At 45.9% G+C, this 26,602-nt stretch carries 28 protein-coding genes and 1 riboswitch; of the genes, 11 read left to right on the forward strand and 17 right to left on the reverse strand.

What is annotated here, in order from left to right; translation table 11 throughout:
* Positions 1 to 19: 19 nt before the first annotated feature.
* The 4 genes from QY97_RS07090 to QY97_RS07100 all read left to right on the forward strand — a co-directional run bounded on the left by QY97_RS07090 (position 20) and on the right by QY97_RS07100 (position 6,021).
* Complete coding sequence (locus tag QY97_RS07090; RefSeq protein ID WP_039234904.1) at positions 20 to 1,885, forward strand: bifunctional homocysteine S-methyltransferase/methylenetetrahydrofolate reductase; 1,866 nt, start codon at positions 20 to 22, stop codon at positions 1,883 to 1,885.
* Complete coding sequence (gene metH / locus QY97_RS07095; protein WP_039234906.1) at positions 1,863 to 5,309, forward strand: methionine synthase; 3,447 nt, start codon at positions 1,863 to 1,865, stop codon at positions 5,307 to 5,309. The genes QY97_RS07090 and metH overlap by 23 nt, the downstream gene beginning before the upstream one ends.
* Before the next feature lie 105 nt (positions 5,310 to 5,414).
* On the forward strand, positions 5,415 to 5,591 hold the full coding sequence (locus QY97_RS20625; RefSeq protein WP_166701683.1) for a hypothetical protein: 177 nt from the start codon (positions 5,415 to 5,417) through the stop codon (positions 5,589 to 5,591).
* Positions 5,592 to 5,820: 229 nt separating this feature from the next.
* Positions 5,821 to 6,021: a cold-shock protein gene (locus tag QY97_RS07100; protein WP_039234908.1), complete on the forward strand. Its 201-nt coding sequence runs from the start codon at positions 5,821 to 5,823 to the stop codon at positions 6,019 to 6,021.
* 125 nt (positions 6,022 to 6,146) lie between these two features.
* On the opposite strand, the gene queF is transcribed toward QY97_RS07100, so the two are convergent.
* Positions 6,147 to 6,647, reverse strand: coding sequence for a preQ(1) synthase (gene queF / locus QY97_RS07105; RefSeq protein WP_039234911.1), 501 nt, complete (start codon positions 6,645 to 6,647; stop codon positions 6,147 to 6,149).
* Positions 6,648 to 6,725: 78 nt separating this feature from the next.
* On the opposite strand from queF, the gene QY97_RS07110 reads away from it, so the two are divergent.
* Entirely contained in the window at positions 6,726 to 7,046 is a 321-nt protein-coding gene (locus QY97_RS07110) for a thioredoxin family protein (protein WP_039234913.1), read from the forward strand.
* A gap of 47 nt (positions 7,047 to 7,093) precedes the next feature.
* Positions 7,094 to 7,669: a beta-class carbonic anhydrase gene (locus tag QY97_RS07115; RefSeq protein WP_039234915.1), complete on the forward strand. Its 576-nt coding sequence runs from the start codon at positions 7,094 to 7,096 to the stop codon at positions 7,667 to 7,669.
* Between the two features lie 89 nt (positions 7,670 to 7,758).
* Here the strand turns inward: QY97_RS07115 and acsA are convergent, their stop codons facing one another.
* From acsA to QY97_RS07180, 13 genes are all read right to left on the reverse strand, one after another.
* Positions 7,759 to 9,474 carry an acetate--CoA ligase gene (gene acsA / locus QY97_RS07120; protein WP_039234917.1) on the reverse strand — a complete coding sequence of 572 codons (1,716 nt, stop codon included), beginning with the start codon at positions 9,472 to 9,474 and terminating at the stop codon, positions 7,759 to 7,761.
* 164 nt (positions 9,475 to 9,638) lie between these two features.
* The gene (locus QY97_RS07125) at positions 9,639 to 10,295 is read right to left on the reverse strand and encodes a hypothetical protein (RefSeq protein WP_125444168.1); all 657 of its coding nucleotides are present in this window, start codon (positions 10,293 to 10,295) and stop codon (positions 9,639 to 9,641) included.
* A gap of 17 nt (positions 10,296 to 10,312) precedes the next feature.
* Positions 10,313 to 10,801, reverse strand: coding sequence for an ECF transporter S component (locus QY97_RS07130; RefSeq protein WP_039234924.1), 489 nt, complete (start codon positions 10,799 to 10,801; stop codon positions 10,313 to 10,315).
* Positions 10,798 to 11,385, reverse strand: coding sequence for a cob(I)yrinic acid a,c-diamide adenosyltransferase (locus tag QY97_RS07135; RefSeq protein WP_039234926.1), 588 nt, complete (start codon positions 11,383 to 11,385; stop codon positions 10,798 to 10,800). The genes QY97_RS07130 and QY97_RS07135 overlap by 4 nt, the downstream gene beginning before the upstream one ends.
* Positions 11,382 to 11,828, reverse strand: coding sequence for a bifunctional adenosylcobinamide kinase/adenosylcobinamide-phosphate guanylyltransferase (locus QY97_RS07140; RefSeq protein ID WP_039234929.1), 447 nt, complete (start codon positions 11,826 to 11,828; stop codon positions 11,382 to 11,384). The genes QY97_RS07135 and QY97_RS07140 overlap by 4 nt, the downstream gene beginning before the upstream one ends.
* On the reverse strand, positions 11,780 to 12,406 hold the full coding sequence (locus QY97_RS07145; protein ID WP_039234932.1) for a histidine phosphatase family protein: 627 nt from the start codon (positions 12,404 to 12,406) through the stop codon (positions 11,780 to 11,782). The genes QY97_RS07140 and QY97_RS07145 overlap by 49 nt, the downstream gene beginning before the upstream one ends.
* Positions 12,364 to 13,161, reverse strand: a complete 798-nt coding sequence (locus QY97_RS07150) for an adenosylcobinamide-GDP ribazoletransferase (protein WP_039234934.1) — start codon at positions 13,159 to 13,161, stop codon at positions 12,364 to 12,366. Before QY97_RS07150 ends, QY97_RS07145 begins: the two co-directional genes overlap by 43 nt.
* A gap of 76 nt (positions 13,162 to 13,237) precedes the next feature.
* The gene (locus QY97_RS07155; RefSeq protein ID WP_046128692.1) at positions 13,238 to 13,837 is read right to left on the reverse strand and encodes a bifunctional adenosylcobinamide kinase/adenosylcobinamide-phosphate guanylyltransferase; all 600 of its coding nucleotides are present in this window, start codon (positions 13,835 to 13,837) and stop codon (positions 13,238 to 13,240) included.
* On the reverse strand, positions 13,819 to 14,889 hold the full coding sequence (cobD, locus tag QY97_RS07160; protein WP_039234935.1) for a threonine-phosphate decarboxylase CobD: 1,071 nt from the start codon (positions 14,887 to 14,889) through the stop codon (positions 13,819 to 13,821). Before cobD ends, QY97_RS07155 begins: the two co-directional genes overlap by 19 nt.
* Positions 14,846 to 15,826 carry an adenosylcobinamide-phosphate synthase CbiB gene (gene cbiB / locus QY97_RS07165; protein WP_039234938.1) on the reverse strand — a complete coding sequence of 327 codons (981 nt, stop codon included), beginning with the start codon at positions 15,824 to 15,826 and terminating at the stop codon, positions 14,846 to 14,848. The genes cobD and cbiB overlap by 44 nt, the downstream gene beginning before the upstream one ends.
* Positions 15,826 to 17,292, reverse strand: coding sequence for an adenosylcobinamide amidohydrolase (locus QY97_RS07170; RefSeq protein WP_039234940.1), 1,467 nt, complete (start codon positions 17,290 to 17,292; stop codon positions 15,826 to 15,828). The genes cbiB and QY97_RS07170 overlap by 1 nt, the downstream gene beginning before the upstream one ends.
* Entirely contained in the window at positions 17,289 to 18,326 is a 1,038-nt protein-coding gene (locus QY97_RS07175; RefSeq protein WP_408606253.1) for a FecCD family ABC transporter permease, read from the reverse strand. The genes QY97_RS07170 and QY97_RS07175 overlap by 4 nt, the downstream gene beginning before the upstream one ends.
* Positions 18,310 to 19,284 (reverse strand): ABC transporter substrate-binding protein, encoded by a 975-nt coding sequence (locus QY97_RS07180; RefSeq protein ID WP_039234946.1) that lies wholly within the window; start codon positions 19,282 to 19,284, stop codon positions 18,310 to 18,312. The genes QY97_RS07175 and QY97_RS07180 overlap by 17 nt, the downstream gene beginning before the upstream one ends.
* 131 nt (positions 19,285 to 19,415) lie before the next feature.
* Positions 19,416 to 19,555, reverse strand: a riboswitch (cobalamin riboswitch).
* Positions 19,556 to 19,718: 163 nt separating this feature from the next.
* Here QY97_RS07180 and QY97_RS20630 point away from each other — a divergent pair.
* Positions 19,719 to 19,892, forward strand: a complete 174-nt coding sequence (locus tag QY97_RS20630; RefSeq protein ID WP_166701682.1) for a hypothetical protein — start codon at positions 19,719 to 19,721, stop codon at positions 19,890 to 19,892.
* Positions 19,893 to 19,974: 82 nt separating this feature from the next.
* On the opposite strand, the gene rraA is transcribed toward QY97_RS20630, so the two are convergent.
* A complete protein-coding gene (rraA, locus tag QY97_RS07185) occupies positions 19,975 to 20,466 on the reverse strand; it encodes a ribonuclease E activity regulator RraA (protein ID WP_039234949.1) in 492 nt (163 codons plus the stop codon).
* Between the two features lie 129 nt (positions 20,467 to 20,595).
* On the opposite strand from rraA, the gene QY97_RS07190 reads away from it, so the two are divergent.
* The 3 genes from QY97_RS07190 (at position 20,596) to QY97_RS07200 (ending at position 23,391) form a co-directional block, all read left to right on the forward strand.
* On the forward strand, positions 20,596 to 21,165 hold the full coding sequence (locus QY97_RS07190; RefSeq protein WP_229731561.1) for a general stress protein: 570 nt from the start codon (positions 20,596 to 20,598) through the stop codon (positions 21,163 to 21,165).
* Between the two features lie 85 nt (positions 21,166 to 21,250).
* Positions 21,251 to 22,189, forward strand: a complete 939-nt coding sequence (locus tag QY97_RS07195) for a YsnF/AvaK domain-containing protein (protein ID WP_052728941.1) — start codon at positions 21,251 to 21,253, stop codon at positions 22,187 to 22,189.
* Positions 22,190 to 22,443: 254 nt separating this feature from the next.
* The gene (locus QY97_RS07200) at positions 22,444 to 23,391 is read left to right on the forward strand and encodes a C40 family peptidase (RefSeq protein ID WP_039234955.1); all 948 of its coding nucleotides are present in this window, start codon (positions 22,444 to 22,446) and stop codon (positions 23,389 to 23,391) included.
* 55 nt (positions 23,392 to 23,446) lie between these two features.
* Here the strand turns inward: QY97_RS07200 and QY97_RS07205 are convergent, their stop codons facing one another.
* On the reverse strand, positions 23,447 to 24,628 hold the full coding sequence (locus QY97_RS07205) for a pyridoxal phosphate-dependent aminotransferase (RefSeq protein ID WP_039234958.1): 1,182 nt from the start codon (positions 24,626 to 24,628) through the stop codon (positions 23,447 to 23,449).
* A 105-nt stretch (positions 24,629 to 24,733) separates the two neighbouring features.
* Here QY97_RS07205 and QY97_RS07210 point away from each other — a divergent pair, with 105 nt between their 5' ends.
* A complete protein-coding gene (locus tag QY97_RS07210; protein WP_039234961.1) occupies positions 24,734 to 25,519 on the forward strand; it encodes a carbon-nitrogen family hydrolase in 786 nt (261 codons plus the stop codon).
* 88 nt (positions 25,520 to 25,607) lie between these two features.
* On the opposite strand, the gene metA is transcribed toward QY97_RS07210, so the two are convergent.
* Complete coding sequence (metA, locus tag QY97_RS07215; protein WP_039234963.1) at positions 25,608 to 26,516, reverse strand: homoserine O-acetyltransferase MetA; 909 nt, start codon at positions 26,514 to 26,516, stop codon at positions 25,608 to 25,610.
* Between the last annotated feature and the right edge of the window lie 86 nt (positions 26,517 to 26,602).

Below are 26,602 nucleotides of genomic sequence, written 5' to 3' on the forward strand. Positions count from 1 at the left end.
TAGAGAAAGGACGTACACAATGACATTATTAGAGAGACTTCAAAGTGAAGTGCTGATTGCCGATGGAGCTATAGGAACTCTCCTTTATTCATATGGTGTAGATTTCTGCTATGAGGAATTAAACACAACAAATCCTGAATTGATTGAAAAGATTCACCGTGAATATATCCATGCTGGAGCGGACATTATCCAGACGAATACATACGGTGCAAACGCCGTAAAGCTGGCGAGGTACGGTATGGAGGGTCGGGTTCAGGAGTTAAATAAGGCAGCTGTCCAAATCGCCAAACGAGCAGCATCCCCTGAAAAACGGTTTGTGCTGGGAACCATCGGCGGCATTCGCGGCATTCAGAAGAGCAGCATTCCTCTTTCTGAGATTGAAGCAGCCGTTCGCGAGCAAGCCGAGGCGCTTCTGTCCGAAAAGCCCGATGGACTATTACTCGAAACGTATTATGATCTGGAAGAGTTAGAGAAAGTGCTCGCTGTCATCCGGCCTATGACAGAGCTGCCTATTATTGCACAGGTGTCTATGCACGAACCGGGTGTATTGCAAAACGGCCTGCCTTTAAATGAAGCACTTAAGCAGCTGGAATCGCTTGGTGCTGACATTGTCGGAGTCAACTGCCGACTCGGTCCTTATCACACTATTCAGGCATTTGAAGAAGTGAAGCTGCCCGAAAACGCATTTCTTTCCGCTTATCCGAATGCCAGCCTGCTTGATGTACAAGATGGCCGGATTGTCTACGAATCAGAAGCAGATTATTTCGGACGGGCGGCTGTTCAGCTCCGCGAAGAAGGCGTCCGCTTAATTGGCGGCTGCTGCGGCACTACGCCAAAACACATCCGGGCGGCGAAGAAAGCATTAAGCGGCCTAGCTCCCGTTCGGGAAAAAGAAGTGAAAAAGAAAAAACCGGTCATTATTCAAGAAGCTGCGCCTTCTCCTGTTGCCCCTCTCTATGAGCAAGTAAAAAAAGATCGCACAATTATTGTCGAACTTGATACACCGAAGCATTTAGATACAGCTGCTTATATTAAAGGAGCAAAGGCCTTGCAGGATACCGGCATCGCAGCCGTAACAATGGCTGACAACTCGCTGGCTTCTCCACGTGTCAGCAACCTGGCAATGGGTTCTTTATTAAAATCAGAGCACAACGTCCGCTCTCTTATTCACATTACATGCCGAGACCGCAATCTAATCGGCCTTCAGTCTCATTTAATGGGCTTACACACCCTCGGTCTTCATGAAGTGCTCGCTATCACCGGGGATCCGACGAAGGTCGGTGATTTCCCTGGTGCAGCCTCTGTCTATGATGTATCGAGCATGGAGCTCATTCAGCTAATCAAACAGATGAATGAAGGTATTTCCTTTTCTGGAAAACCGCTGAAACAGAAAACGAACTTCTCTGTCGCTGCCGCCTTCAATCCGAATGTGCGTGTCATCGACCGAGCGGTAAAGCGTCTGGAGAAAAAGATCGAATTCGGTGCAGACTATTTTATTACACAGCCAGTATTCACGAAAGAAAAAATTGTTGAAGTATACGAAGCGACTAAGCATCTGCCAACGCCTATTTTCCTTGGCATTATGCCGCTGACCAGCTCAAAAAACGCAGAATTCCTTCATCATGAGGTGCCAGGCATTAAGCTGTCCGACGAGACACTGGCCCGCATGAAAACCCATGAAAACGATAAAGAAGCAGCAGCACAAGAAGGCTTGAAAATTGCAAAGGAATTGATCGATACAGCAGCTGGATTATTTAATGGCATCTACTTAATCACGCCTTTCCTTCGTTATGAAATGTCGATTGAACTAATCCGTTACATCGAAGAACAAGACCGTAAATTGAATGAAAGAGGTATCGCTCATGTCCAAACAACATCCAATTGAAAAAGAATTAGAAAAACGAATTCTCTTCCTTGATGGAGCAATGGGTACGATGCTCCAGCAGGCTAATCTAACTGAAGAAGACTTTGGAGGAGAACAATATGACGGCTGTAACGAGTACTTAAACATTACAGCCCCTCATGTTCTCGAACATATTCACCGTGCCTACTTAGAAGCAGGGGCCGATATTATCGAAACTAATTCATTCGGCGGCACTCCCCTCGTGCTAGACGAGTATGGACTAGGGGACCAGGCTTATGAAATTAACAGACGGGCAGCAGAAATTGCACGAAAATGTGCTGATGAGTTTTCTACACCGGAGCATCCCCGCTTTGTAGCCGGTGCTATCGGCCCGACAACTAAAACTTTATCTGTCACAGGCGGAGTTGACTTCGATACGCTCAGCGACCACTTTAAACTGCAGGCTACAGCTCTTATTGAAGGCGGCTGCGACGTCATTTTAATGGAAACCAGCCAAGACATGCTGAATGTTAAAGCTGGCACGCTCGGTATTGAACGAGCTTTTGAAGAAACCGGCAAAAAGCTTCCTATCATGATTTCCGGAACCATTGAACCAATGGGTACGACCCTTGCCGGACAGAGCATTGAAGCTTTTTATATTTCCATTGAGCATATTAATCCGCTGTCTGTCGGCTTAAACTGCGCCACAGGTCCAGAGTTTATGACAGACCATATCCGTTCGCTGTCTGAGCTGTCCAAAAGCTATGTCAGCTGTTATCCAAATGCCGGGCTTCCGGATGAGAATGGCTGTTATCATGAATCTCCTGAATCACTCTCAAGCAAAATTAAAGGCTTTGCTGAAAAAGGCTGGCTGAATATCGTCGGCGGCTGCTGCGGCACGACACCTGAACATATCCGCGCGATGAAGGCAGCTATTGAAGACGTCTCTCCACGCCAGCGTCCAGAGCGACCACATGAGCACGTGGTCTCCGGCATCGAGCCCCTTGTCTATGATGACAGCATGCGCCCGCTGTTTATCGGTGAACGTACAAATGTTATCGGTTCCCGTAAATTCAAACGCTTGATCGTTGAAGGCAAATTTGAAGAAGCGACTGAAATCGCCCGTGCACAAGTAAAAGGCGGTGCTCACGTCATTGATATTTGTCTAGCGAACCCTGACCGTGACGAGCTTGAAGATATGGAAGCCTTTATGAAAGAAGTCGTAAAAAAGGTAAAGGTGCCTTTCGTCATTGACTCCACCGATGAGAAAGTCATTGAAAAAGCACTGAAATATTCACAAGGAAAAGCGATCATCAACTCCATTAACCTAGAAGATGGCGAAGAACGTTTCGATGCTGTTCTTCCGCTTGTAAAAAAATATGGAGCAGCTGTCGTTGTGGGAACAATTGATGAAACAGGCATGGCTGTCACACGCGAACGCAAGCTTGAGATTGCCGAGCGCTCCTATGATCTGCTTGTTAATAAATGGGACATTCCACCGGAAGATATTATCTTTGATCCGCTCGTCTTCCCTGTTGGCACTGGGGACGAACAGTATATTGGTTCAGCTGAAGAAACGATTGAAGGTATCCGCCTCATTAAGAAAAAAATGCCTGACGCACTGACCGTTCTAGGCGTCAGCAACGTGTCGTTCGGCCTCCCCCCTGTTGGTCGTGAAGTGTTAAATGCTGTTTATCTGTACCATTGCACACAGGCTGGTCTAGATTATGCAATCGTTAACACAGAGAAGCTTGAACGCTTCGCCTCCATTCCGGAAGAAGAAATCAAAATGGCCGATAAGCTTCTATTTGAAACAAACGACGATACATTAGCTGCCTTTACTGACTTCTATCGAGACAAAAAGAAAGAGAAAAAAGAGGAAGACATTCCGAAAACGGTCGAAGGACGGCTGAGCTACTACGTTGTCGAGGGCACAAAAGAAGGCTTAATCCCCGACTTGGAGAAAGCACTTGATTTATTCGACACACCACTCGATATCATCAACGGACCTCTCATGGAAGGGATGGCAGAAGTCGGACGGCTATTCAACGATAATCAGCTGATTGTAGCAGAGGTGCTGCAAAGTGCTGAAGTCATGAAGGCGGCCGTTGCTTTCCTAGAGCCGTACATGGAGAAAAAAGAAAACGACAACGGAAAAGGCAAAGTGATTTTAGCTACAGTAAAAGGTGACGTCCATGATATCGGCAAGAACTTAGTCGATATTATTCTAAGCAACAACGGATTCAAAGTCGTCGACCTCGGTATTAAAGTAACACCAGCCGAGTTAATTGAAGCTGTCCGAAAAGAACAGCCAGATATCGTGGGATTGTCTGGGCTGCTTGTGAAATCAGCCCAGCAGATGGTACTGACTGCTCAGGATATGAAAGAGGCTGACATTGACTTACCAATCCTTGTCGGTGGAGCCGCTCTTTCCCGCCGCTTTACTGAAACAAAAATCTCTGCTGAGTACAACGGACCTGTTCTCTATGCGAAAGATGCTATGGATGGACTGTCTCTTGCTAACCGCCTGCAAAATGAAAATGAAAAGCCCTTTCTCTTGGATGAGTTAAAAGCTAAGCAGGAAAAACGCCAGGAGACAGAAGCATTCCGCGAAACAATGAGAGCTTCTAACGTCGCTGTACTGACGAAGCCAAAAAAGACCGTCCGTCAGGATGCACCGGTTTTCGTTCCGCGTGATCTGCAGAAACACGTACAGCGCAATTATCCTGTGGCTCACTTAAAGCCTTATGTCAATATGCAGACATTGATTGGCCACCACCTTGGATTAAAAGGAAAAGTAGACAAGCTGCTTGCCGAAAGAGACGAGCGCGCACTAGCTTTAAAAGAAACCGTCGACGGCTTCCTGCAATCAGGCCAGCTAAAAACATCAGGATTATACCAGTTCTTCCCGGCACAATCAGACGGCAATGACGTCATTATTTATGACCCGGCAGACCGGCAGACAGAAATTGAACGCTTCACCTTCCCGCGCCAGCAAAAGGAGCCATTCCTTTGCCTTGCTGACTACTTGAAATCAGTAGATAGCGGTGAGATGGATTATGTCGGATTATTCGTCGTTTCAGCCGGCTTTGGTGTCCGCGACAAAGCAACCGAGCTGAAAGAGCACGGCGAGTTTCTGCAAAGTCATGCCCTACAGGCAACTGCCCTAGAGCTTGCAGAGGGATTCGCTGAGAGGATCCATCAAGAAATGCGTGACCAATGGGGCTTCCCAGACTCCGTTGATTTCACCATGAAAGAGCGCTTTGCAGCCAAGTATCAAGGGCAACGCTTCTCCTTCGGATATCCTGCTTGTCCGAACCTGGAAGATCAAGAAAAGCTCTTTAAGCTTCTCAAGCCAGAGGAAATTGGTGTCCGTTTAACAGAAGGCTTTATGATGGAGCCGGAAGCATCTGTTTCAGCTATTGTCTTTGCTCACCCAGATGCGAGATATTTTAATGTTGATTAAAACCGAAAGTAGACAGTGGGCGCCCACTGTCTACTTTTTTATGTCTATGTCCTTCGTATAACTAGATCATTTCTAGCCATATTAATAAAAGAGGAGTTGATTGGCATGAACAAGAAATATGGCACGAATCTGCCTCCCATTCCTGAAAACCGACGAATGGTCGTTCACAATGACTTGCATGAATACCCGCCTAGCGAAGCGGTCAACGAACATGCCGAGCTTGAAGTTGCGAATGAACTGATCGGCCGTAAGGAAATTGGGCAGCAAAATAACAACCTTTAATCAACCCTTCCAGCTCTCTACCAGCGGAAATGGTCAACTCTAGAACAAAGATTACAATTTTTTCAAACTGTCTCTCTTTGCCACTTGCTTCCTAGAGCTTGTCGTGGTATATTTAAGAAGAATTATTTTTGTTCGTTAAGGATAGATAAGTGCGACCACTTTCCGTCTGAAGATTTGAGAGCAAGGATAGTAACAAAATGTGTGCATTGCACACGAGGAGGAAACAAAAATGGAACAAGGTAAAGTAAAATGGTTTAATGCAGAAAAAGGCTTTGGATTTATCGAACGTGAAGGCGGAGATGACGTATTCGTTCACTTCTCAGCTATCCAAGGTGAAGGCTACAAATCTTTAGACGAAGGTCAAACAGTTACATTTGACGTTGAGCAAGGTCAACGCGGACCACAAGCTGCTAACGTTCAAAAAGCTTAATTTAATGACCGAGACCAACAGACTCCGACATCGGGGTCTGTTTTTTATATGTCTATACACAACCAAGAACCCCCTACTCATTCAAGAATAGGAGGTCTTTAAGAAAAGTTTCTTATATGTGTCACTTAGCGGTTGTCTACGGTCTCCGGATACAAGTCATGATTCATCATTCGGTACTCCGCCATTTTTTCGTATTTCGTGCCCGGGCGTCCATAGTTCGTATACGGGTCAATCGAAATCCCGCCACGCGGCGTGAATTTTCCCCACACTTCAATATAGCGAGGATCCATCAATTCAACGAGATCATTTAAAATAATATTCATGCAATCCTCATGAAAATCGCCATGATTACGGAAGCTAAACAGGTAAAGTTTGAGCGATTTGCTTTCAACCATCTTTACATCGGGTATATAGCTAATGTAAATCGTCGCAAAGTCCGGCTGTCCAGTCATCGGGCAAAGGCTCGTGAATTCTGGACAATTGAACTTGACGAAATAATCACGGTTTTGATGCTTATTCTCGAACGTCTCTAAAATAGACGGATCATATTCAAATGTGTAGGTTGTACCTTGGTTACCTAACAATGAGATATCTTTTTTTAATTCTTCTTCGTTTCTTCCTGCCATTCTGCAAACCTCCTCTGGATGATTCTTATTATAGTATAATTTAAACCTTATTTGCACTATTGAAAAGGAGTGATTCTGATGCAGACTGTTCTATCTCTTTCTAAATTGCAAGAAATAATTAATGATCATGAAGCCGTGCTCGTGTTCGTTTCTGCTCCCAACTGCTCTGTTTGTACAGCGATGCAGCCAAGGGTTGAAGAATTGCTCAAACAGTTTCCTTCTGTTAAGAGCGTTTATGTTAACACAGGCAGCGCTCCTGAAATTTCGGGGCAATACACCGTCTTTTCTGTACCGGCTATTCTTTTCTTTATTCATGGAAAAGAAGCCTTTCGCAAAGCTCGGTTCATCAGGCTGGACGAGCTTGAGCATGAAGTCAGTCAAGTTCTTAAATTAATATGACAAAAATGTACAGAATTTTGTAAAATAGAAGAAAGGAGGGATGTTTAATGACTTTGTTAAAAGAAGTGTTGTCTTTCAATAAAGAATTCGTAGACAGCAAGATGTATGAAGAGTATACGACAGGTAAGTTTCCCGATAAGCGTGCCGTGATCCTTACTTGTATGGACACGCGCCTAGTTGAGCTTGTCACGAAAGCAATGAATTTTAGAAACGGAGACGTCAAAATCGTCCGCAACGCCGGTGCCGTGATTAATCACCCATTTGGGAGTATCATGCGCAGCCTGCTCGTGGCCGTGTATCAGCTGCAGGCCGATGAAATATTTATAGTGGGCCATCATGACTGCGGGATGAGCACACTGTCAAGCGAAGCTATTCTCGGGGCAATGGAAAAACGCGGCATTGAGAAGGATACAGCGGATACGCTTCGAAATGCGGGAATCGATATCGATTCGTGGCTTCAAGGCTTTGAAAGCGTAGAACAGAGCGTGGAGCATAGCGTACATATGGTAAAGACCCATCCATTGATGTCCAAGTCTATTCCTGTACACGGGCTGGTCATTAATCCAAACACTGGTAAACTAGATCTGGTTATAGATGGTTACAAAAAAGAAACAACTGTTTAAAAAAGCCTTTATACATATCACAAAAGCCCCCGCTTTCATTTTCTCAAAGCGGGGGCTTCCTTCTGTTCTTTTTAATGTATATCCACCTGTTAATCTTCCATGGTAGAAAGATCACCTGTTGGCAGGCCAAGCTCCCAAGCCTTCAATACACGACGCATAATTTTTCCTGAGCGTGTTTTTGGCATGGAATCGCGTACTTCAAATTGACGCGGAGCGGCATGTGCAGCTAAGCGGGTTTTGACGAATTGACGGATTTCTTCTAATAACTCTTCGCTTTCTTCGTATCCTGGTCGTAGCGTAATAAAGGCTTTAATCACTTCACCACGCATGGGGTCTGGGACACCGATTACACCTGCTTCTGCAACAGCCGGATGCTCGACCAGTTTGCTTTCTACTTCGAATGGCCCTACGCGCTCTCCAGATGTATTAATGACATCGTCTACCCGGCCTTCAAACCAGAAGAATCCGTCTTCATCTTTATAAGCCGTATCACCTGTAATGAACCAGCCATTCAAGAAGTAGCTCTCATATTTCTCTTCATTGTTCCAGATTTGGCGCATCATTGCCGGCCATTGCGGTTTAATGGCCAGATTTCCCATTCGATTGGCTGGCAATTCGTTTCCATCATCATCAATAATAGACATTTCAATTCCCGGCAAAGGCTTACCCATCGAACCAGGACGAATTGGGTTACAGCGGAAGTTGGCACAAATAGAAGAACCAGTCTCCGTCATCCACCAGTTGTCATGAATACGAAGATCAAGCGCCTCTTGTCCCCACTTAATAACCTCAGGATTCAAAGGTTCCCCGGCAGACAATACATGGCGAAGCTTAGACAAGTCATACTTTTTAGGCAGCTCGTTGCCGCTCGCCATCAATAACCTGAAAGCTGTTGGCGCGCTAAACCAGACAGTTACTCCGTACTTTTCTAAGGTCGCAAACCAGTCTTCTGCTTTGAAGCGTCCTCCGCGAAGCACATTCGTTACTCCATTCAGCCAAGGAGACCAGATCCCCGCAGATGTACCAGTTACCCAGCCCGGGTCGGCGGTACACCAGTATACATCCTCTTCATGCAGGTCATATGTCCACTTTCCAGCTAAATATTGATGACGCATGGCATCATGAACTTGCAGCACACCTTTTGGCTTTCCTGTAGAACCAGATGTATAGTGAAGCAGCATCCCGTCCTCGCGGTCTACCCACTCTATAACATGTTCATTAGAAGCCATCATTAGCTCTTTGTAAGGAACCATGTAATCAGCTGTCTTTTCCTCTGCGCCGACAACAATCACATGCTGAAGCTCTGGAAGCTGTTCCACCGGAATTCTTTCCAGTAATTCTGGGGTAGTTACGACTGCTTTAGCCCCGCTATCCGCCAATCGGTCTTTTACTGCTTCTTCCATAAAAGCCTCGAAAAGCGGGCCAGCAATAGCACCGATACGAACTGTGCCGAGAAGGGCGAAATATAGTTCTGGACTGCGCGGCATAAAAATAAATACGCGGTCTCCTTTATGTATATCAAGTGATTTCAAGCCGTTTGCAAACCGGCAAGTTTGTTCCTTTATTTCTCTATATGTATATTTTTCATCGCGGTTCCCATCTGTAAAGAGCAAAGCTGCCTTCTCTCCGCGTCCTTCTTCCACATGGCGGTCAATGGCTTCGTGTACCATGTTAACTTTTCCTGTTTTAAACCAGGTAAACTGTTCTGAAACTTTATCCCAATCTGCTGTGCGTACAGCTTCCTCGTAGTCTTGTAGGTTTGCATTCTCGCGGATCGCCGGGATTTCTTTTCCTAATTTCACCATAATTAGCCCTCCCAATGTTGTATAACAGTTTATTTAATTAATTACTATTATACATCACGACAGTTAGAATTTTCAAACATTTTTAGAGAATATTATTTAAAAAATAGACCAACCGCTTGGCGGCTGGTCTGCTCTTATTTCTATTAACCTACTTACCATTCCTTTTATATCATATCAATTTCATGGAATAAAACACCGCATGCAGCTTTGATCTGCGGCTCCTTGTCCGGGTTATACGCAACTAAAAAACAAGTAGCCGGGCCTGCCGATTTCATCATATTCACACGAGACTGCCCGTTCCTGCCGGCCAGCTGCTTTAATTCATAGCCGATCCCCTTAGAACCAACAGGCTGAACAGCATAGACTCCATCTAACTGAAGGAGATGGCGAAATAACTGCAGAGAAACCACGGACTCTCTCTCAGCTAATACCTCCTGTCCCACAAGAGGCTTCCCTATAACGGCATATCCGGCTGCTTGTCTATCAAAGGATTTTTCTTTCCGCTTATAATCTCCCAAGATGACCACTCCTGTAGCCGATTCTTTCATATTGAAGTTTGTTTCTGTGCTGCCGGTTATTTCTACAGAGCAAGCCGCCTCATCAGCAGCTCGCTGAATCCCCTGACACAGCCCTCTCCATGCTTCATCTCCTGAAAAATTATGTACAATAGCTGCAAATGGTTCTCCTCCAGCCGCTAGGCATTCCATTAAGGCGACCCGGGCGGAGAAGTAGCCGACTGTGTCATATGGAACCTTCACGGCATCATTTGGCTTTTCACCGACAGAGCCGCTATTATCCGATGCAACCACTAAGTCTCTCACATAAATAACATCCCGTTTCATGCTCTCACACGACCAATCAGTCTCTCATAAACAGGAAGCAGACGAGGCAGCAATAGAGCGCCGATCACTCCGTTAACAAGAGAAGCAATCATAAGGGAGGGAACCATGCCAACATAGAAAGGCCAGCCCATCAAGAGAATGAATGGAGCCGGAGAAACCAGGCCGTTTAGCAGGACAAAAACAGTTAACGAAAAGAATCGCTTCCCGCGTGCATACAGCCATCCAAACAGCCACATGATGGCAGCCATTTCGGCAGCTATTAGTGCATGAAGCGGCCCGAGCGGCATCCCTCCCATCAGAGCAGAAATGAGATGCCCAAATGCGCCGACCAGCGCTCCCGGTACCGCCCCAAGCAAGCCGGCGGCCAAGAGTGCCGGAAAGGAATCGAGTGCTACGCTCGAAACAGGTGCCGGCACTTTAAGCATGCCCCCGACAACGGACAGGGCCGTGAATAAGGCAAGCCAGCTTATGTGTCTCGCTTTCACTGCTTCTCATCCTTCCTCTTGCTGTCTCGGAATACGTTGGCGCTGCGCACATATTCTACATCTTTCACACCGAGCCGGAAGTTAACCACACGTGCAACGGCGAAGAAGTAGTCAGAGAGGCGGTTTAAATATTGAAGGGTCACAGGATGGATATCTTTTTCCTCTCGCATAAGCGCCACAACGAGCCGTTCTGCCCGCCGCGTCACTGTCCGTGCTACATGAATGGCAGCCGCGGCTTTGGTGCCTCCCGGAAGAATAAACCGCTCTAGCTCCGGTGCTTCCTGAATATATTGATCAATTTTCTTCTCGAGCCCATCAACAGATTCAGCCTTCAGCTTCCACCCTTTCTTGCCGGAAATTGTTGCCAGATCCCCGCCGCAATCAAACAGCTCATGCTGAATCACTTCAAGATCCGCCAAGATATCTTTAAACAGATCACCATCCAGCTCGGCTGCCGCCTGGCCGACGAAAGAATTCACTTCATCCACTGTGCCGTATGCCTCTACCCGCAAATGATCCTTCCCTACTCTTCCTCCAATAATGCTTGTCTCACCCTTATCACCAGTTTTCGTATAAAGCCTCATTCCTTCTCCTCCTTATTCTTTAGTCGTTCCGGTAAGCCGTACCAAATCTGAATAACCTCTTCTGCCTGCCTCGCCGCATCCTGAAAGCACCAGCCGGCTGTATCACGCCACATTCTATCGAAGGCATTGACAGGAACGACACCTTTTGTAATGTCTGTACCAATAAGAATCAGCCGGCGTGCCTGGACTCTTCTTTCCCAGTCTGCCCACTCGGCCAATTGTCGTTGCCAGACTGTTCTAGCTGCCTCCGGGCTTTCTTTTTCTTCCAGCAGCCTTCTAACATGCCGCTCAATTCCTTCAAGTACCACCGTATCGTGGGACCATTCTTTTAAAGTACCTGACTCATAAAAAGAGTGCCATTCATGAGGGCGCTCTCTGAGTCCGTATTCCTTTATTACCCATTGCTTTTTGCCATTAAAGGCACCGCCTGTAACGAGCTGCAACGTTCACCCCTCCTTAAGGCAGACAGTGAACTGGTCAGTTCATAGCCGCGTCCATTCTCCGCCTGCCACTCCCAGAATGCCTTTTTCTCTCCTGCAAACTGCGTCAATAAATAGCGTATAACACCGCCATGCGTAACGAGAGCAGCTCGCTGAATTCTCTGCTCCTTCAGCTCATCCAGCCACTTGTACCACCCGTTTTCGATTCGCGCAGCAAACTCTTGAAAACTCTCACCCTCGGGAATCGGATGTGAAAAGGGATCGTTCATCCATGCTCTGTATTCTTCGATGCTCTCTGCCTCCTTGTGCATCTTGCCCTCCCAGCGCCCAAAATTCATTTCTCGAAATTCGGGCCAGGCCTCTGTTGAATGCTCAGGAAAAAGCAGACCAGCCGTATGTACACAACGCTGCAAATCACTCGTGACCACCTTCTCATAGGCAGGCAAACACGGCTGTATACGCTTCAGCTCTTTCTTTCCTTCCTCACTTAGAATGGAATCAGTCCAACCGCTGTATGCTTTTCGTTCATTATCTACTGTTAAGCCATGCCGATAGAGACCAATAACCACAGTATCATCCATAAAACCGTTTCCACTCCTTCCAGGCTGGCACCAAGCAAATCTCCGGTTATCCCGCCAAAGCTTTTTTGTATGACTTTCCGAGCCAGTATATAAAATCCTCCCGCAGCGACGCCCATAAGCAGGAATAAAACTGGAAAACCAGCAGAAAAAGCTAGGCATAAACCAGCAAGCGCTAGCCACAAAGTATAGCTTACAGGGAGTGAAGCCTGCTTTCCTTTCTGAAAAAAGAAAGCAAGCCCCTCTTTTCTAGCCGGCGGAACATGATTTAGTAATAAGCCTATCAGAAGCTGGCTGTAAAAAGGAATAAGGATGACGAATAGTGCAAGCATGCTTGAGCCGAAGGCAGCAATCTCATATACAAACAAAAATCTCGCTGCAAGAAGGATAATAAGCGACAGCACACCGAAGGCTCCTACGCGGGAGTCCTTTAAAATATCAAGCCTCCGATCTCGATCGCGGTAAGAAAAAAACGCATCACTCGCATCAATCCAGCCGTCTAAATGCAAGCCTCCCGTCCAGATTATCGGCACCAGCCAGAGAAAGAAGGCATTGCCTAGTGGAGTGAGCGGTGACCATTCCAGTACCAGCCAAAACACCCCGCCATACAGAAATCCCTTCAGCAAGCCATATAAAGGGAATAATCTGAGCATCACCTGCAAATGCCTAGTATCCATCGGCAGGTTTCTGCGAATCGGCACGACTGAAAAAAACTGAAAACAAATTAATAAACTCTTTACATAGATGTTCGCCTTCATCCCATCTTTTCCTTTTTGCGTGTCCTCATTTGAATAATAACCTTTTCCTCCTTGAATAGACTATCAGGCAATTAATCTATAAATATTCTCGCCTTCCATTCCCAATGAACTGTTTCTTCACGATCAGGCAGCCGTGCTCGGCCAGCACCGCCTCATCAGCCGTAGCTACAAGCCACTGATGAAGCTCGCCCAGTACCTTGGCATAATGGAAAACAAGCGGGCTTCCTATCGGCTCAAACGACAGCTCATTCGATACAACCACGAGTGAACCAGCGGCCTGTTGAATAGCAACAATTCCCTGTTTCACCTTCTGCTTGATGCCTTCCTGAAAGAGGGCATCATCCCACCCACCTGGCTCCTCTTTAGCAAACCACTCATTGGTGACCAATGTTGTTAAACAGTCTAGCAGGACTGCGTCTTTCCTGGTGAAACAGCTGGCCAGCGTTTGAATGTCTGTCGGCTGCTCCCAAGTGGTCCACGACCGCTCAGCCTGCTTGCGCTGGCGTTGATGCGCGCGGACCCGATCAGCCATCTCTTCATCCGTAACTTTTCCGCAGGCGACATAATAAAGCCCGCCGTCAAGCCCCTCCGCAGCAGCGATTGCCCGCTCTTCAGCTCCCTTGCTTTTGCCGCTGCGCACCCCTCCAAGAATGACTGTTAACCTTGCTTTCTCCATTGGAGCAACGCCTCTTTCAATTGATTGTTCTCTTCCTCTGTTTTAACGGCCGCCCTTAACCAACGGCCTTCAATTCCTGGATAATTATATGTATGACGAAGCACAATGCCCTTTTTCAGTAAAAATACAAAAAGCGGCCTCTGATCATCAAGAGCAGGGTCACGCAGCAGATAGAAATTCACCGAAGACGGAGTGTGTTCAAAGCTCTCTCTTTGCAGGAAATTAAACATCCTCTCCCGCTCTTCCGCAATCCGCTCGCGCGTTCTCACTTCAAATGCTTCCTCCTGTAAAACGGTCTCTGCTGCTTGCAGTGCCAAGGCATTCACATTCCAATGCGGTCGCAGCCGCGCCACTCGAGAAGCTGTTTCCGCACTAGACAGGAGATAGCCAATCCTCAACCCCGCAATCGCATACATTTTCGTTAACGACCGTAAAATGAGAAGATGAGGATAACGAGGCAGCAGCTCCGCAAATGTATCGCTGCCCGCAAAATCATAGAATGCTTCATCAATCACCACGTAGCAGCCGCTGCTCTCCGTCTTCGCCAGTACTTCCACGATCTGTTCGCGGGCGAAAACCATGCCGGTAGGGTTGTTCGGCGTACACATAAAAATAGCTGCCGCTTTTTCAGCTTTATGGATCATATCATTCACAGGAATCTGCCCCAATTGGTCAGCAAATATATATTCAACCCCACAGCCATATGTTCGGCAAGCAGCTTCATATTCAGAAAAGGCCGGCTGGACAATTACAATTCGTTCCTCTCGCCACTGCTGGGCAAGTAATTGAATGATCTCAGCTGCTCCATTGCCGAGCACTATCTGCTCCTCTTGAACACCGTTGCGCTCAGCAAGCTTCTTGATAACCGAAGCTCCCGATGGATCGGGATAATCGGCGACAAGAGAAAACCATTCCATCCAATGCTCCTTGATAGCAGCAGGCGGTCCAAACGGATTAGTATTGACGCTAAAATCAATTAGATCCAAAGGCCTCTCTAACCCTATCGCCTTATATAAATGATCCGGATTCGATCCATGAGCGGGCAAGCGCATATACTCCTCCTCCTATCCAAAGCACCCCTAAAAATAATAGAGTCGTTCGTTCCATAATACGATTCGCCAGCAAAATATCGTCTGCTGTTTTTTCCTTTAAAGGTTCTCCCATTTCCGCTCGATATGACCGCTTCCCTTTATATGTATTTACACCACCAAGCTGTATACCCAAAAGAAAGGCGACAGCTGCCTCACACCAGCCGCTGTTCGGGCTTGGATGATTCCTTGCATCACGGCGGATAAGCTGCCAGGTCTTCTTCTTTGAGCGCTGGGCGCCCGGAAAGGACCATATCATTAAAAACCCCGTCAGACGGGCAGGGAACCAATTCGCCAGGTCATCCAGCCGGGCGGAGAACCAGCCAAACGCTTCATATCTTTCATTCCGATAGCCAACCATAGAATCGCACGTGTTAATGGCACGATATATCATAGCCCCTGGGGCACCGCCAATAAGTGCCCAAAATAAAGGAGCTGTCACCCCATCACTGGTGTTCTCCGCTACTGTCTCAATAGCTCCTCTCGTAATCTCGCCTTCATTCAGCTGATCAGTGTCCCGGCCTACAATGTAAGAAAGTCTCTTTCGCGCGTTTGGCAGATCTCCTTGCTTTAAGGGCTCATACACACTCATCCCAGCCTCTTTCAAACTGCGGCAAGCAATGGCAGACGCAATAAGGAGAGCTTCTACTGCCACTCCTGCTGCAAGATGCAGGCGATATGAAAAATAAACGACCAAGAGAGTGACAGACCCGGTTACTAAGAGAACAACAAGAAGCATCACTAGGCCCTTTCCCCTCCTATATGCTCCTTTGTTTAAATGCTTCTCCAAAAAGGCAATAAGCGAGCCAAGCCAGCGAACAGGATGAGGCCAATGGGGGGGATCACCAATTAACCGGTCAATGAACAGGGCAGCTGTTGCGGCCAGCAAATGGGCAATCATTAGCTCCCTCTCCTGCTATTGCTCGATAATGCACGGATCATACAGTTATACACTGCCTGTCCCACTGCTTGTCCGAGGGGGGAAATCGATCCCGCAAATTCCTGCTTTTTTCCGCGCTGTGTAGCAGCAATTAATATGCTGTCAGTAGACGTGCCAGTTGCCTGCGAGCCTGTCAGAGGGTCATGCACTCCCTGGTCGACCAATGCTTTCACCTTTGCTTCAGTGGCTGTCATGACAGCCTGAACGAACGCTTCCTCTGACAAATGCCCGTTAGCGAACACCCAAATATTGATCGTACCAGGTAAAAACAAGCGGTCATGCTCAGCTGAACGGGAAATATCGACGGCGTTTCCAACACCTGCGGTCACGACAGTAAAGACAGACACCCCTTCCACTTCCATAAATTGATAAGCAGCTGTGTGAAGGTGTACGGCCGTCATCATTCCAACCGTTTCATTTACATCAAAACTTCTCTCTTTGAGGAAATTTCTCATATCCTCCTTGTATGCAGGATGAGAATAGTTTTTGTCTACATGTCGGTTTACAAAGCTTCGGTGCCAGCCCCAGCCCGCACCAATCACACCGGCTGAGAGGGTTTTTAGGACAATGGGTGATTCAAGGGCGATAAATTCATCGTTTTGGCTCATAAATGTGTGATCAATCGTCACATCAGCCTCTTCCTCTGCTGTTCTTTCCGGCAGGATACTCATCTGCGGCTTCGGCACCTCAGGGTGGGGCTGCTTATGAATCTCTGTTTTGTATACTTCATGAATGGATTTCTCCTTTAACACCTCACTCGGAAGGCCAAGTGAACGCAACTCTCCCCCCTCCATCAACAGCAGCCTTTCGCAATAAAGAGAAGCTAAATTCAAATCATGAAAAATCGATACAACTGTTAGATCAAGCTCTGTCGTCATCCGCTTTAAAAGATCAAGCAGATCCTTTTGAAAGGATAAGTCAAGATGGTTCGTCGGCTCGTCTAATAGAAGGATTTCCGGCTCCTGTGCAAGTGCCTGAGCCAAGAAAACACGCTGACGCTCCCCGCCCGATAATGCATCAAGTGTAACGTCAGCAAAACGATCCGTTCCCGTCTGCCTCATCGCTTTCATGACCGCTTGTTCATCCTCTTCTTTCCATATGGGCAGAAAGCCGCTCTGATGGGCATAGCGCCCCAAAGAAACGGTTTCTTTCACCGTGTAGGCAAAGGATTGAGAAGAAATTTGCGGAAGCACCGCCACCCGCTTCGCTAATTCCTTCGGCTTATAATCTCTCAGTTGCTTATCTTTGATGAATAAACTTCCTTCTGTGATCGGTACGACTCCGCTTATCATCTTTAGCAGTGTCGTTTTGCCGCTGCCGTTTGGTCCTAATATGCCAAACAGCTCGCCCTTTTTGACCGAAAAAGAAAGACCCCGGACTACATCTGTATGACCGTATCCGCCGGTTAAATGTTCTGCTTGAATCATGTCGTTCTTCCTTTCCATCGTTTCCGCAATAGAATAACAGCAAATACTGGGGCACCGATAATCGAGGTAATGACGCCAATTGGCAGCTCTGCCGGTGAGATAATCGTCCTTGACACAAGGTCAGCTAATATTAAAAAGCCAGCCCCTGCCAAAGCCGATAAAGGCAGCAAGTGCCGGTGGTCTGGTCCCCACAGCAGTCGAATGAAGTGAGGGATGACAAGACCAACAAAGCCAATTGTGCCTGATACGGCTACAGCTGCTCCCGTCAGCATGGAGCCTGTAATTAAAATGATCATTTTTTTCTGGCGAACGTTTACCCCGAGATGCTGGGCTTTTTCTTCACCAAAGGACATGGCATTCAGTTCGGCAGCTTGAACAATTAACACGAAAGTTCCAACCAAGAAAAACGGGAAGATTAGCTGAATATAATCCCAGCCTCTCATGGACACGCTGCCAAGCAGCCAGCCGATAATTTGCCTCAGTTCCTCTCCGGTCAGCGCAATCATTAAAGAGATGACGGATCCTAAAAATGAGCTAAAAATAATTCCAGTCAAAATAATCGTCTCCACCTTCATAGAGCGGTCGATGAGCCGTGTAAAAATAACAACAATAAAGATGGTGACAATAGCAGCTGCGATACTGACAATCGGAAGGGTAAATCCCCCGAAGAAAGGCAAATAAATATTAAAAAACAGCACCATTACAGCCCCAACAGATGCACCGGAGGAGACTCCTAATGTATAGGGATCGGCGAGCGGGTTGCGCAGCAGCCCCTGAAAGGCTGCTCCCGCTACCGCCAGAGAGGCTCCGACCAGCCCTGCTAATAACACACGCGGAAAGCGGATCTTCCAAACGATGTTATCAAAGGACGGGTCAATGCCTTGCAGTGCTGTACCAAACAAATGATGAGATAACAGCACGGCAATATCCTTAAAAGGAATATAAATAGTACCTATTGATATTCCTGTGAAAACAGCAAGCATTAAAAATACAGCCACTACTACATAAGCTGAAAATTTATTCCGCAAAAACATCTGGATAGATGGCTTCAGCAAGTTCTTCTACTCCTTCAACAAGACGCGGGCCTGTCCGGTTGACAAGGTCCGAATGCACCTCGTGGACATCTTTATTTTGGACGGCTGTGATTGTTTCCCAGCCTTCACGGTTAAGAACTCCCTCAACCGGCTGTTCTGTATAGTGACCATGTGTAGTAATAATGACATCCGGGTTCATTTGAATGATTGCTTCCTCATTCATTGGCACCCATCCTTCTTCACTTGCTGCAACATTTTCAGCCTGGACGATGTCGAGCATTTCCTGCATGAAGGTGTTACTGCCTGATGTATAAATTTCAGGAGCTGGCGATACTTCTATAAACACGCTCTTCTTCTCTTCTTCTTTGATTGCTTGTGCCTTCTCCTCTACTTCCGCCAGGTCTGTCTGCATTTCCTTAACGGTTTCATCGGCTTCCTCTTCCTGTCCTGTTGCCTGACCAATCATTTCGATAGAATCATATACCTCTTCGAAATTCTTTGCGTCGTTAACGACCAGCACATCAATTCCAGATTGCTCCAATTGCTCAAATCCATCCTTGGATGTGTGAGCGGTTGAGCCGTGTGCTAGAACGAGATCGGCATCCAGACTAATAATTTTTTCAACATTATATTCCATACCGCCGACTTTCTCCTTCGAAAGCACGTCTTCAGGATAGTTATCATTATCGGTTACACCGACAATCTTCTCTCCTAACTCTAGTTCATAAGCAATCTCTGTATTGCTCGGAATTAAGGAAACAATTCTCTCCGGCTCCTTCTCAATCACTACTTCTTTCCCCCTGGCATCTTTAATGGTGACTGGAAACGCAGCTGCCCCTTGATTTTCCCCTGAGGAATTCGCATTATTCTCCTGCTCTGGCGCCGCTTCCTCAGCTCCACACCCAGCCAGCAGTCCTGCCGCTAACCCTAGTGATAATACATACCGTGATACTTTCATAGCCTTCTTCTCCTTCTTAAATAAAATAAAAAAACACCTCTACGTCACGGAGAGATGTCATGCGAAGAGCCGATAGTCCTAAGAAACAGGCCTTCTAGCACTTTCACACCTTCCCATATCCACGTAGGTTCACCGGTGATACGAATCAGGCAGGTTTTCTGGCTTATGAAACACAAGAGGTTTCACTTACAGTGGCGGGACCGCGCTGGACTTTCACCAGCTTGCCCTTTTAAAAGCTTGACGCAGCTTTACCTGACTCCTATTATGTAGTTTTCCGCTAAGTGTTATTATACATCAAATGAACAACCCTTACAGTGTTTTTTGCTAACCTTCAGTCTATTTAAACACCAATTCCCATCTTTAGGTTTTAAACGAACAAAACGTGGAATAAGTATATAATAAGTATTATATTTTATGCGGAAGGAGGCGGGCTTATGGACGCACTAACAGTGATTGGCTTGGCTGTTTTATTACTTTTTGTCGGACTCATCATGGTTTATTTTTTACGCCAAGCATTCGACTCAACTGATGCGAGCCGAATTGATCAATTGCCACAAGACCATGATTCTTTTGAAGAAAATTCTTCGCAGCATGATCGAAGGGCTTAGTAAATTACTAAAAAACCCGCCTTTTGGCGGGTTTTTTCAGATTATTCCGTTTTCTGCACTTATCATTCACCGAAAAAGACAGTTATTTATGTAATGGTTTAGCGGAAAGAACGACGCCGTCCTCATCAGCATATACATAATGGCCGGGCTGCCAGCGGACTTCTCCAAATTGCAGAGTAATGTCTCGTTCGCCTTGGCCCTTTTTAATGCTTTTTAACGGATTGCTCCCTAAAGCCAATATGCCTACCTTTTGCTTAGCCAGCTCAGCGGTGTCTCGTACGCAACCATTAATAATAATGCCGGCTAGTTTCCGTTGCTGTGCGATATCCCCTAAACGGTCTCCGAGTAAGGCACACCTCTTTGAACCTCCCCCGTCCACTACTAGGACGCTTCCCTCGGGAATAGTTTGCAAGGCTTCTTTTACAAGCACATTGTCTTCAAATACTTTGACAGTTGAAATTGGCCCAAAGAAACCTTTTTTGCCTCCGTAAGATTTCAAATCCAGATAACATACCTCCAGCTCACTCGCGTGCTCATCACATAAATCGGCTGTTTTTACTTCTGTTTCCACCATGAACTTTCCCCCTTTTTCTTCCTTATATGTACATATGTACGCTTACTTCATTCGACAAACCTGGCTCATTTTCCTTCCATTCAACTTTTTTCATGTTTTCAATATTAGGCAGGGGGTACTTATACAGTGATGACACGGAAGATGAATGGGGGAGGAAAAATGCCCGACAAACAAGTCATTGGATTGTGTAAAAGTGATATTGATGCGATTCGGCGAATTGAGGATTTGCAGGCAAAAGGGTATGATGCCAATCAATTGTATGCGATAACGAAGGATGAAGACTTTCATCTAAGACTTCAAAACAACACAAAAGCAGAAGTCACTTCTGCTGGCCCTTCAATCGTAGAAAAGGTCAAATCCATCTTTACAAAGGATCAGCCGATCAAGGAATATTTGCTGGAATTCGGTCTATCTGAAGGTGATGCAGAAGCTTACTATAAGGATATTGACAACGAGCTCATCTTACTTGTAATGGACCAGTCGAAAGAAGCTCGGCAGGAAACAGCAGCAGACCAGGAACGTGCGAGACCTAATAGTGGTCAAGCAGGAAATGCTCATTCCGCTTCTCCTCTTCCAACGAGAGAAGAGGCGGAAAGGCGACAGCGGCTGCAGGAAAACAGCAAAATAACAGAACCGTCAGTAACAGATGATGCTGTCATCCCCCCGAATCAGCAACCGTATCACCGAGATTTCTTTTAAGATTATAAAGTTTTAATTCTATCACACCGGGTAATAAAAAACCAGACGCAAGTTAGAAATTCTTAATTACTAGGAGGCTATACACATGGAAAACAACAAGAAATTTATCGGAGTATTTAACAATCAGAATGAAGCCATCCGCAAGATTGAGGAATTAAAAACTGAAGGTTATACTGATTCAGATATTTATGCTGTAACAAGAGACGAGGATAGCGTATCCCTGCTAAGAGGACGTACTGATGTAGAAGTAGATGCCGCATCAAATAATGGCTCTTGGATGGATAAGTTCATGGCATTTCTTTCCGGAGAAGACGAAGTACGCGGCGGGTTACGGAACATGGGATTAAACGACGAAGAAGCAAACCGATATTACAGCGACATCCAGGCTGGCAAAATCCTTCTTTACGTCGATAAAGATTATGAGCAGTTCTACCGTGACCGTAACTTAACGGCCGATGCTGACCCTGCCCTCGGTACAGCCGCATTTGGCATGGACCGCGAAGTAGATCAAGTAGACGGCGTACGTGCTGAAAGAGTAGACAATACGGACCTTACTGATGAAGAACAACGCCTGCAGCTTCGCGAAGAGCGGCTAGAAGTAGACAAAGAGCGCGTACAAACAGGTGAAGTGCAAGTAGACAAAGATGTAGTTGAAGAGCAGCGCACCGTTGATGTAAACGTAGAGCGCGATGAAGTATATGTTGAGCGTCGCCCAGTAGACGAACCAGTTGCATCTTTCGATTCTACACCAGTGGTTGATGAGGACGATAGCATTCGCATTCCAATCACAGAGGAGCAAGTGGAAGTCTCAAAACGTCCTGTCGTTAAAGAAGAATTAATCGTAGGAAAACGTAAAGTACAGGACACTGAAACTGTACACGACACAGTGAAGCGTGAAGAGGCTCACGTGGAAGGCGTTGGCGACCTTGAAGTAGATGATGAACGCGCAACTAGCCGTGAATTCTTAAATCGCCGTACCGACGATGAATTAACGGACAGATATGATAACCACGACCGTCTATAATAATTAAATACAAGGCAAAAACCGGTCTCCTGGAGGGGCCGGTTTTTTTGTTTGACAAAGGTAAATCATACGGTTTCTTCAAAACTTTTTATTATTCTTCATTTTTTTTATATTTCTCTCAACTATTCTCTTTTTTTACCGATAATTTTATTGAACAATGAAGAAATATGGAAAAGATTGCCGAATTAGAAATCTTGTAACCTTGTTCATTGTTAGCACTTATATTCTATGTGTAAAAGGAAGGGAATCATTTGATGAAGAAAAAAGTAATGATATTCACGGCCTCTCTGCTTCTAACTATGGGAGCAGCAACTACCGCAGATGCGGCACAGTATACTGTCCAGCCCGGAGACACCTTGTTCAGCATTGCTCAAGAGCATGGTACGTCTGTAGATACCCTAAAGAAATTAAATCATCTCTCCGGCAATACGATATATGCCAATACTACATTAACTGTTCCTGATTCAGCTAACAACATCAACTCAAAAACACCATCCACCTATACTGTAACGAGCGGTGATACGCTATACAGCATTGCGGCCCGCTACGGCATGACCGTGCAATCTATTAAACAATTAAATGGTTTAAGCTCCGAGTCTATTTATGTAGGGCAAACCTTAAAACTAACTGGACAAGCTTCCCCTTCAACCGGAGGGAATTCCGCTACAGTAACCGTCCAAAAAGGCGATACATTATACAGCATCGCTGCCCGTCATGGATTAAGCGTAGCAGCATTGAAGGAAATGAACGGTCTAGCAGGTAATGCTATTTCCGTTGGCCAGACGCTTACAATCAACGGACAAGTTAAGGGCATCACTTCTCCTGCACCAGGCTCTTTTTCTTCATCTAATGTAATCAATATTGCCAAGTCCTATCAAGGAGTTCCTTACGTATGGGGCGGTGCCAGCCCTTCCGGCTTTGATTGCAGCGGATTCATTTATTATGTATTTAAACAAGCCGGTATGGAGATTAGCCGCACAAATACAGAGGGCTATTACCGTCAGTCAGTTCGTGTTTCTTCTCCTCAGGTAGGCGATCTTGTTTTCTTCAGCAACACATACAAACCAGGAATTTCCCATATGGGAATTTATGTAGGAAACAATCAGTTCATTCACGCTAGCTCGTCTGCCGGTATTACAATCAGCAGCCTAAGCAATTCATATTATAAATCCAAGTTTACTAGCTTTAACCGTCTACGTTAAAGCAACAAAAATGAGAGCGCCCCATTCGATGGGCGCTCTCATTTTTCATGGTAACTTATTTATTAAATAGATTTAGAGCATCAATGCGCTCAATCGCTTCCTTAATTTTTTCATCAGATGCTACAAGACCTGCACGGACGTATCCTTCTCCATGTTCACCAAAGCCAATTCCCGGCGCTGCGAGCACCTGGGCTTTTTCTAGCAGAAGATCACTGAATTCCTCAGATGTATACCCTTCCGGCACTTTCAGCCAAGAGAAAAATGAGCCTTGTGGCGCTTTCACTTTCCATCCGATTTCATTCAATCCATTAATAAGCAAATTTCGTCGTCTCTCGTACATTCTCTCCTGCTCACGCACCTCATCCTGAGGTCCAAGCAAAGCAGCTGCTGCCGCTTCCTGAATACCACCGTACAAGCCGCAATGCAAGTGATCATGCATTAAATCAAGAGCGGCAATTACGCTTGGATTGCCAACAGCAAACCCGATTCTCCAGCCGGCCATATTAAATGTTTTAGACATTGTATAAATTTCAATACCATTCTCCTTCGCCCCTTCTACTTCAAGGTAGCTGACCGGTCGTTTGCCATCAAAACCAATGGCACCGTAAGCAAAGTCGTGTACGACACAAATGTCATGTGCCTTCGCAAAGGCAATAGTTTCCTTAAAGAATTCCTCATCCACCATAGCTCCTGTTGGATTATTCGGATAATTCACAAACATAATCTTTGCTCTTTTCAAGATGTCTTCCGGTATATCTTCATATCTTGGCAGGAAATTATTCTCCTCTATTAGCGGCATCATGTACATTTCCGCTTCAGCCAGCGCAATGCCTGACCAGTAATCAGGGTAACCCGGATCTGGCACAAGCGCTATATCTCCAGGGTTTAATAGGCATTGCGGCAGCTCAACCAATCCTGCCTTCCCGCCAATTAACAAAGATACTTCCTTCTCAGGATCTATCTCCACTCCGTACTCTCTTTTATAAAATTCAGCACAAGCTTCTCGAGCATAGGCGAATCCCGGAAACGGAGGGTATTTATCATTGATCGGCTTGTCAGCCGCTTCCTTTAAAGCTTCTTTAATATGATCGAAAGCCGGCTCACCAGGGCTTCCTTGTCCCAGATTAATAATGGGCCGATCAGCATTAGACGCTGCTTTTTTTACTTTTTGTTCAAGCTTGGCAAAAAATTGCTCAGGCACAGCTTGAAGGCGGTTCGATGTCTTAAAATTCTTCATATTCTTAACCTCTGCTTTCAAATTATCGTTATTAATGGTATAACGGAAGATAAGGAAAATGTAAAGAGCAAACAGTAAACGTATAGAAAGGAACGTGACAGCACAGTGAAGTGGAAAGTAGCATGTGTACAAATGGATATCGCCTTCGGAGATCCCGAAGAGAACTATAAGCGTGTAGAAAAACGCCTGCAGGAAGCCGCTGATAACGGCTGCCAGCTCGTCGTTCTTCCTGAATTATGGACAACAGGATATGACTTAACCCGTCTGGATGAAATTGCAGACGATAATGCAGAAGCAGCTATCGCTTTTCTTAAGGAGCAAGCCCAAAAACACCAGCTGCATTTAGTCGGAGGATCTGTAGCCAACCGCAAAGAACAAGGCGTCGAAAATACGCTGCTCGTCATCAGCAAAGATGGCCAGCTTGTAAAAACCTACAGCAAGCTTCATTTATTCCGTCTAATGGAGGAAGAGAAGTTCCTTCAGGCCGGAAACGAAGATGGACTCTTCATGCTTGATGGTGAGCAAATGGCTGCCTTTATTTGCTATGACATCCGGTTTCCTGAATGGATGCGCAAACACGTGCTGAACGGAGCAAACGTATTATTTGTTCCGGCTGAATGGCCACTTGCTCGTGTTGACCATTGGCGCACGCTTCTTATTGCCCGCGCCATCGAAAACCAGAGCTATGTCGTTGCCTGCAATCGCAGCGGTGCAGATCCGAACAATAAATTTGCCGGCCACTCCATCATCGTGGACCCTTGGGGAGAGGTTATCGCTGAAGCAGGCGAAGATGAAGAGCTGCTCATCGGTGAAATCGATACAGAAAAAGTACCAGAAATCAGAAAACGCATTCCGATCTTCGAAGACCGCCGAACAGAGTTTTATAGTTAAAAAGAAACCCGGGTTATTCCCGGGTTTCTTCAGTTTATCAGGAAAGCTGAACACGAGCCTTTTCTGCAGACTGTATCCCCTTTCCCTTTCATTTCCACTCATATGGTGTTTCTTGGTATACATAATAGTTCAGCCAGTTGGAGAATAGGAGATGAGCATGCGAACGCCATCTATTTAACGGTTTATTTGTCGGATTATTGTCCGGGAAATAGTTTTCTGGCATGTCAATATCGAGCCCTTTCGCTAAATCTCTCTCATATTCTTCTGCTAAAGTATGAGCATCGTACTCCAGATGTCCTGTCACCATAATATGCCGTTCATCCTTCGACATAATCATGAAGGCACCCGCTTCTTCCGAAGAGGCAAGCAGCTCCAGCTCATTGTGCGCTTCAATTTTATTTATGTCGACATCTGTGTAGCGAGAGTGCGGAGCATAGAATATATCATCAAACCCGCGCATGAGCTTCACAGTAGGAGCATTCACAGTATGTCTGTAAATACCTGAGCACTTCTTCGGCAGCTCAAATTTTCCAATACCGAAATAATGATAAAGTGCAGCTTGAGCTCCCCAGCAAATATGAAGCATGGAAGTCACATTTGCTTTTGCCCAGTCCATAATTTCCTTTAATTCATCCCAGTAATTCACGCCTTCAAAGTCCATTCGCTCTACCGGAGCTCCAGTAATAATCATTCCATCTATCCGCTTGTCCCTTACCTGTTCAAATGTTGTGTAGAACTGCTCTAAATGAGACTTGCTCACATTTCTAGATTCATGTGTAGCTGTGTGAAGGAAGGATATATTTACTTGAAGCGGTGTATTACCGAGCAGCCGCAATAATTGGGCCTCTGTTTTTTCCTTTTCAGGCATTAAATTTAAAATTAGTATATTTAAAGGCCGGATATCCTGGCTTCTTGCCCTGTCGACATCCATGACGAAAATATTCTCGTTCTCGAGCACTTCCCGTGCTGGCAATTCTTTCGGTATATTAATCGGCATGCCCCTAACCCCCCTCGTAAATGTGAAATTTCAAGTTATAATACATCATTATAGACAGCAGACTCCAGAAAATACAAGGGCTGTCT

This window comes from Bacillus thermotolerans (assembly GCF_000812025.2).
In the GTDB taxonomy this organism is placed as follows: Bacteria; Bacillota; Bacilli; order Bacillales; family Domibacillaceae; genus Quasibacillus; species Quasibacillus thermotolerans.

Bases quoted from the DNA above. Each gene is read 5' to 3' on its own strand.
- QY97_RS07205 (WP_039234958.1), bottom strand. From the start codon at position 24,628: ATGAAGAATTTTAAGACATCGAACCGCCTTCAAGCTGTGCCTGAGCAA.
- QY97_RS07190 (WP_229731561.1), top strand. From the start codon at position 20,596: ATGACACGGAAGATGAATGGGGGAGGAAAAATGCCCGACAAACAAGTC.
- cbiB (WP_039234938.1), bottom strand. From the start codon at position 15,826: ATGATTGCCCATTTGCTGGCCGCAACAGCTGCCCTGTTCATTGACCGG.
- QY97_RS07115 (WP_039234915.1), top strand. From the start codon at position 7,094: ATGACTTTGTTAAAAGAAGTGTTGTCTTTCAATAAAGAATTCGTAGAC.
- metA (WP_039234963.1), bottom strand. From the start codon at position 26,516: ATGCCGATTAATATACCGAAAGAATTGCCAGCACGGGAAGTGCTCGAG.
- QY97_RS07180 (WP_039234946.1), bottom strand. From the start codon at position 19,284: ATGAAAGTATCACGGTATGTATTATCACTAGGGTTAGCGGCAGGACTG.
- QY97_RS07110 (WP_039234913.1), top strand. From the start codon at position 6,726: ATGCAGACTGTTCTATCTCTTTCTAAATTGCAAGAAATAATTAATGAT.
- QY97_RS20630 (WP_166701682.1), top strand. From the start codon at position 19,719: ATGGACGCACTAACAGTGATTGGCTTGGCTGTTTTATTACTTTTTGTC.
- metH (WP_039234906.1), top strand. From the start codon at position 1,863: ATGTCCAAACAACATCCAATTGAAAAAGAATTAGAAAAACGAATTCTC.
- QY97_RS20625 (WP_166701683.1), top strand. From the start codon at position 5,415: ATGAACAAGAAATATGGCACGAATCTGCCTCCCATTCCTGAAAACCGA.
- QY97_RS07155 (WP_046128692.1), bottom strand. From the start codon at position 13,837: ATGGAGAAAGCAAGGTTAACAGTCATTCTTGGAGGGGTGCGCAGCGGC.
- QY97_RS07175 (WP_408606253.1), bottom strand. From the start codon at position 18,326: ATGTTTTTGCGGAATAAATTTTCAGCTTATGTAGTAGTGGCTGTATTT.
- QY97_RS07170 (WP_039234940.1), bottom strand. From the start codon at position 17,292: ATGATTCAAGCAGAACATTTAACCGGCGGATACGGTCATACAGATGTA.
- queF (WP_039234911.1), bottom strand. From the start codon at position 6,647: ATGGCAGGAAGAAACGAAGAAGAATTAAAAAAAGATATCTCATTGTTA.
- QY97_RS07090 (WP_039234904.1), top strand. From the start codon at position 20: ATGACATTATTAGAGAGACTTCAAAGTGAAGTGCTGATTGCCGATGGA.
- acsA (WP_039234917.1), bottom strand. From the start codon at position 9,474: ATGGTGAAATTAGGAAAAGAAATCCCGGCGATCCGCGAGAATGCAAAC.
- QY97_RS07150 (WP_039234934.1), bottom strand. From the start codon at position 13,161: ATGAAGGCGAACATCTATGTAAAGAGTTTATTAATTTGTTTTCAGTTT.
- rraA (WP_039234949.1), bottom strand. From the start codon at position 20,466: ATGGTGGAAACAGAAGTAAAAACAGCCGATTTATGTGATGAGCACGCG.
- QY97_RS07145 (WP_039234932.1), bottom strand. From the start codon at position 12,406: ATGGATGATACTGTGGTTATTGGTCTCTATCGGCATGGCTTAACAGTA.
- QY97_RS07100 (WP_039234908.1), top strand. From the start codon at position 5,821: ATGGAACAAGGTAAAGTAAAATGGTTTAATGCAGAAAAAGGCTTTGGA.
- QY97_RS07135 (WP_039234926.1), bottom strand. From the start codon at position 11,385: ATGAGGCTTTATACGAAAACTGGTGATAAGGGTGAGACAAGCATTATT.
- cobD (WP_039234935.1), bottom strand. From the start codon at position 14,889: ATGCGCTTGCCCGCTCATGGATCGAATCCGGATCATTTATATAAGGCG.
- QY97_RS07200 (WP_039234955.1), top strand. From the start codon at position 22,444: ATGAAGAAAAAAGTAATGATATTCACGGCCTCTCTGCTTCTAACTATG.
- QY97_RS07195 (WP_052728941.1), top strand. From the start codon at position 21,251: ATGGAAAACAACAAGAAATTTATCGGAGTATTTAACAATCAGAATGAA.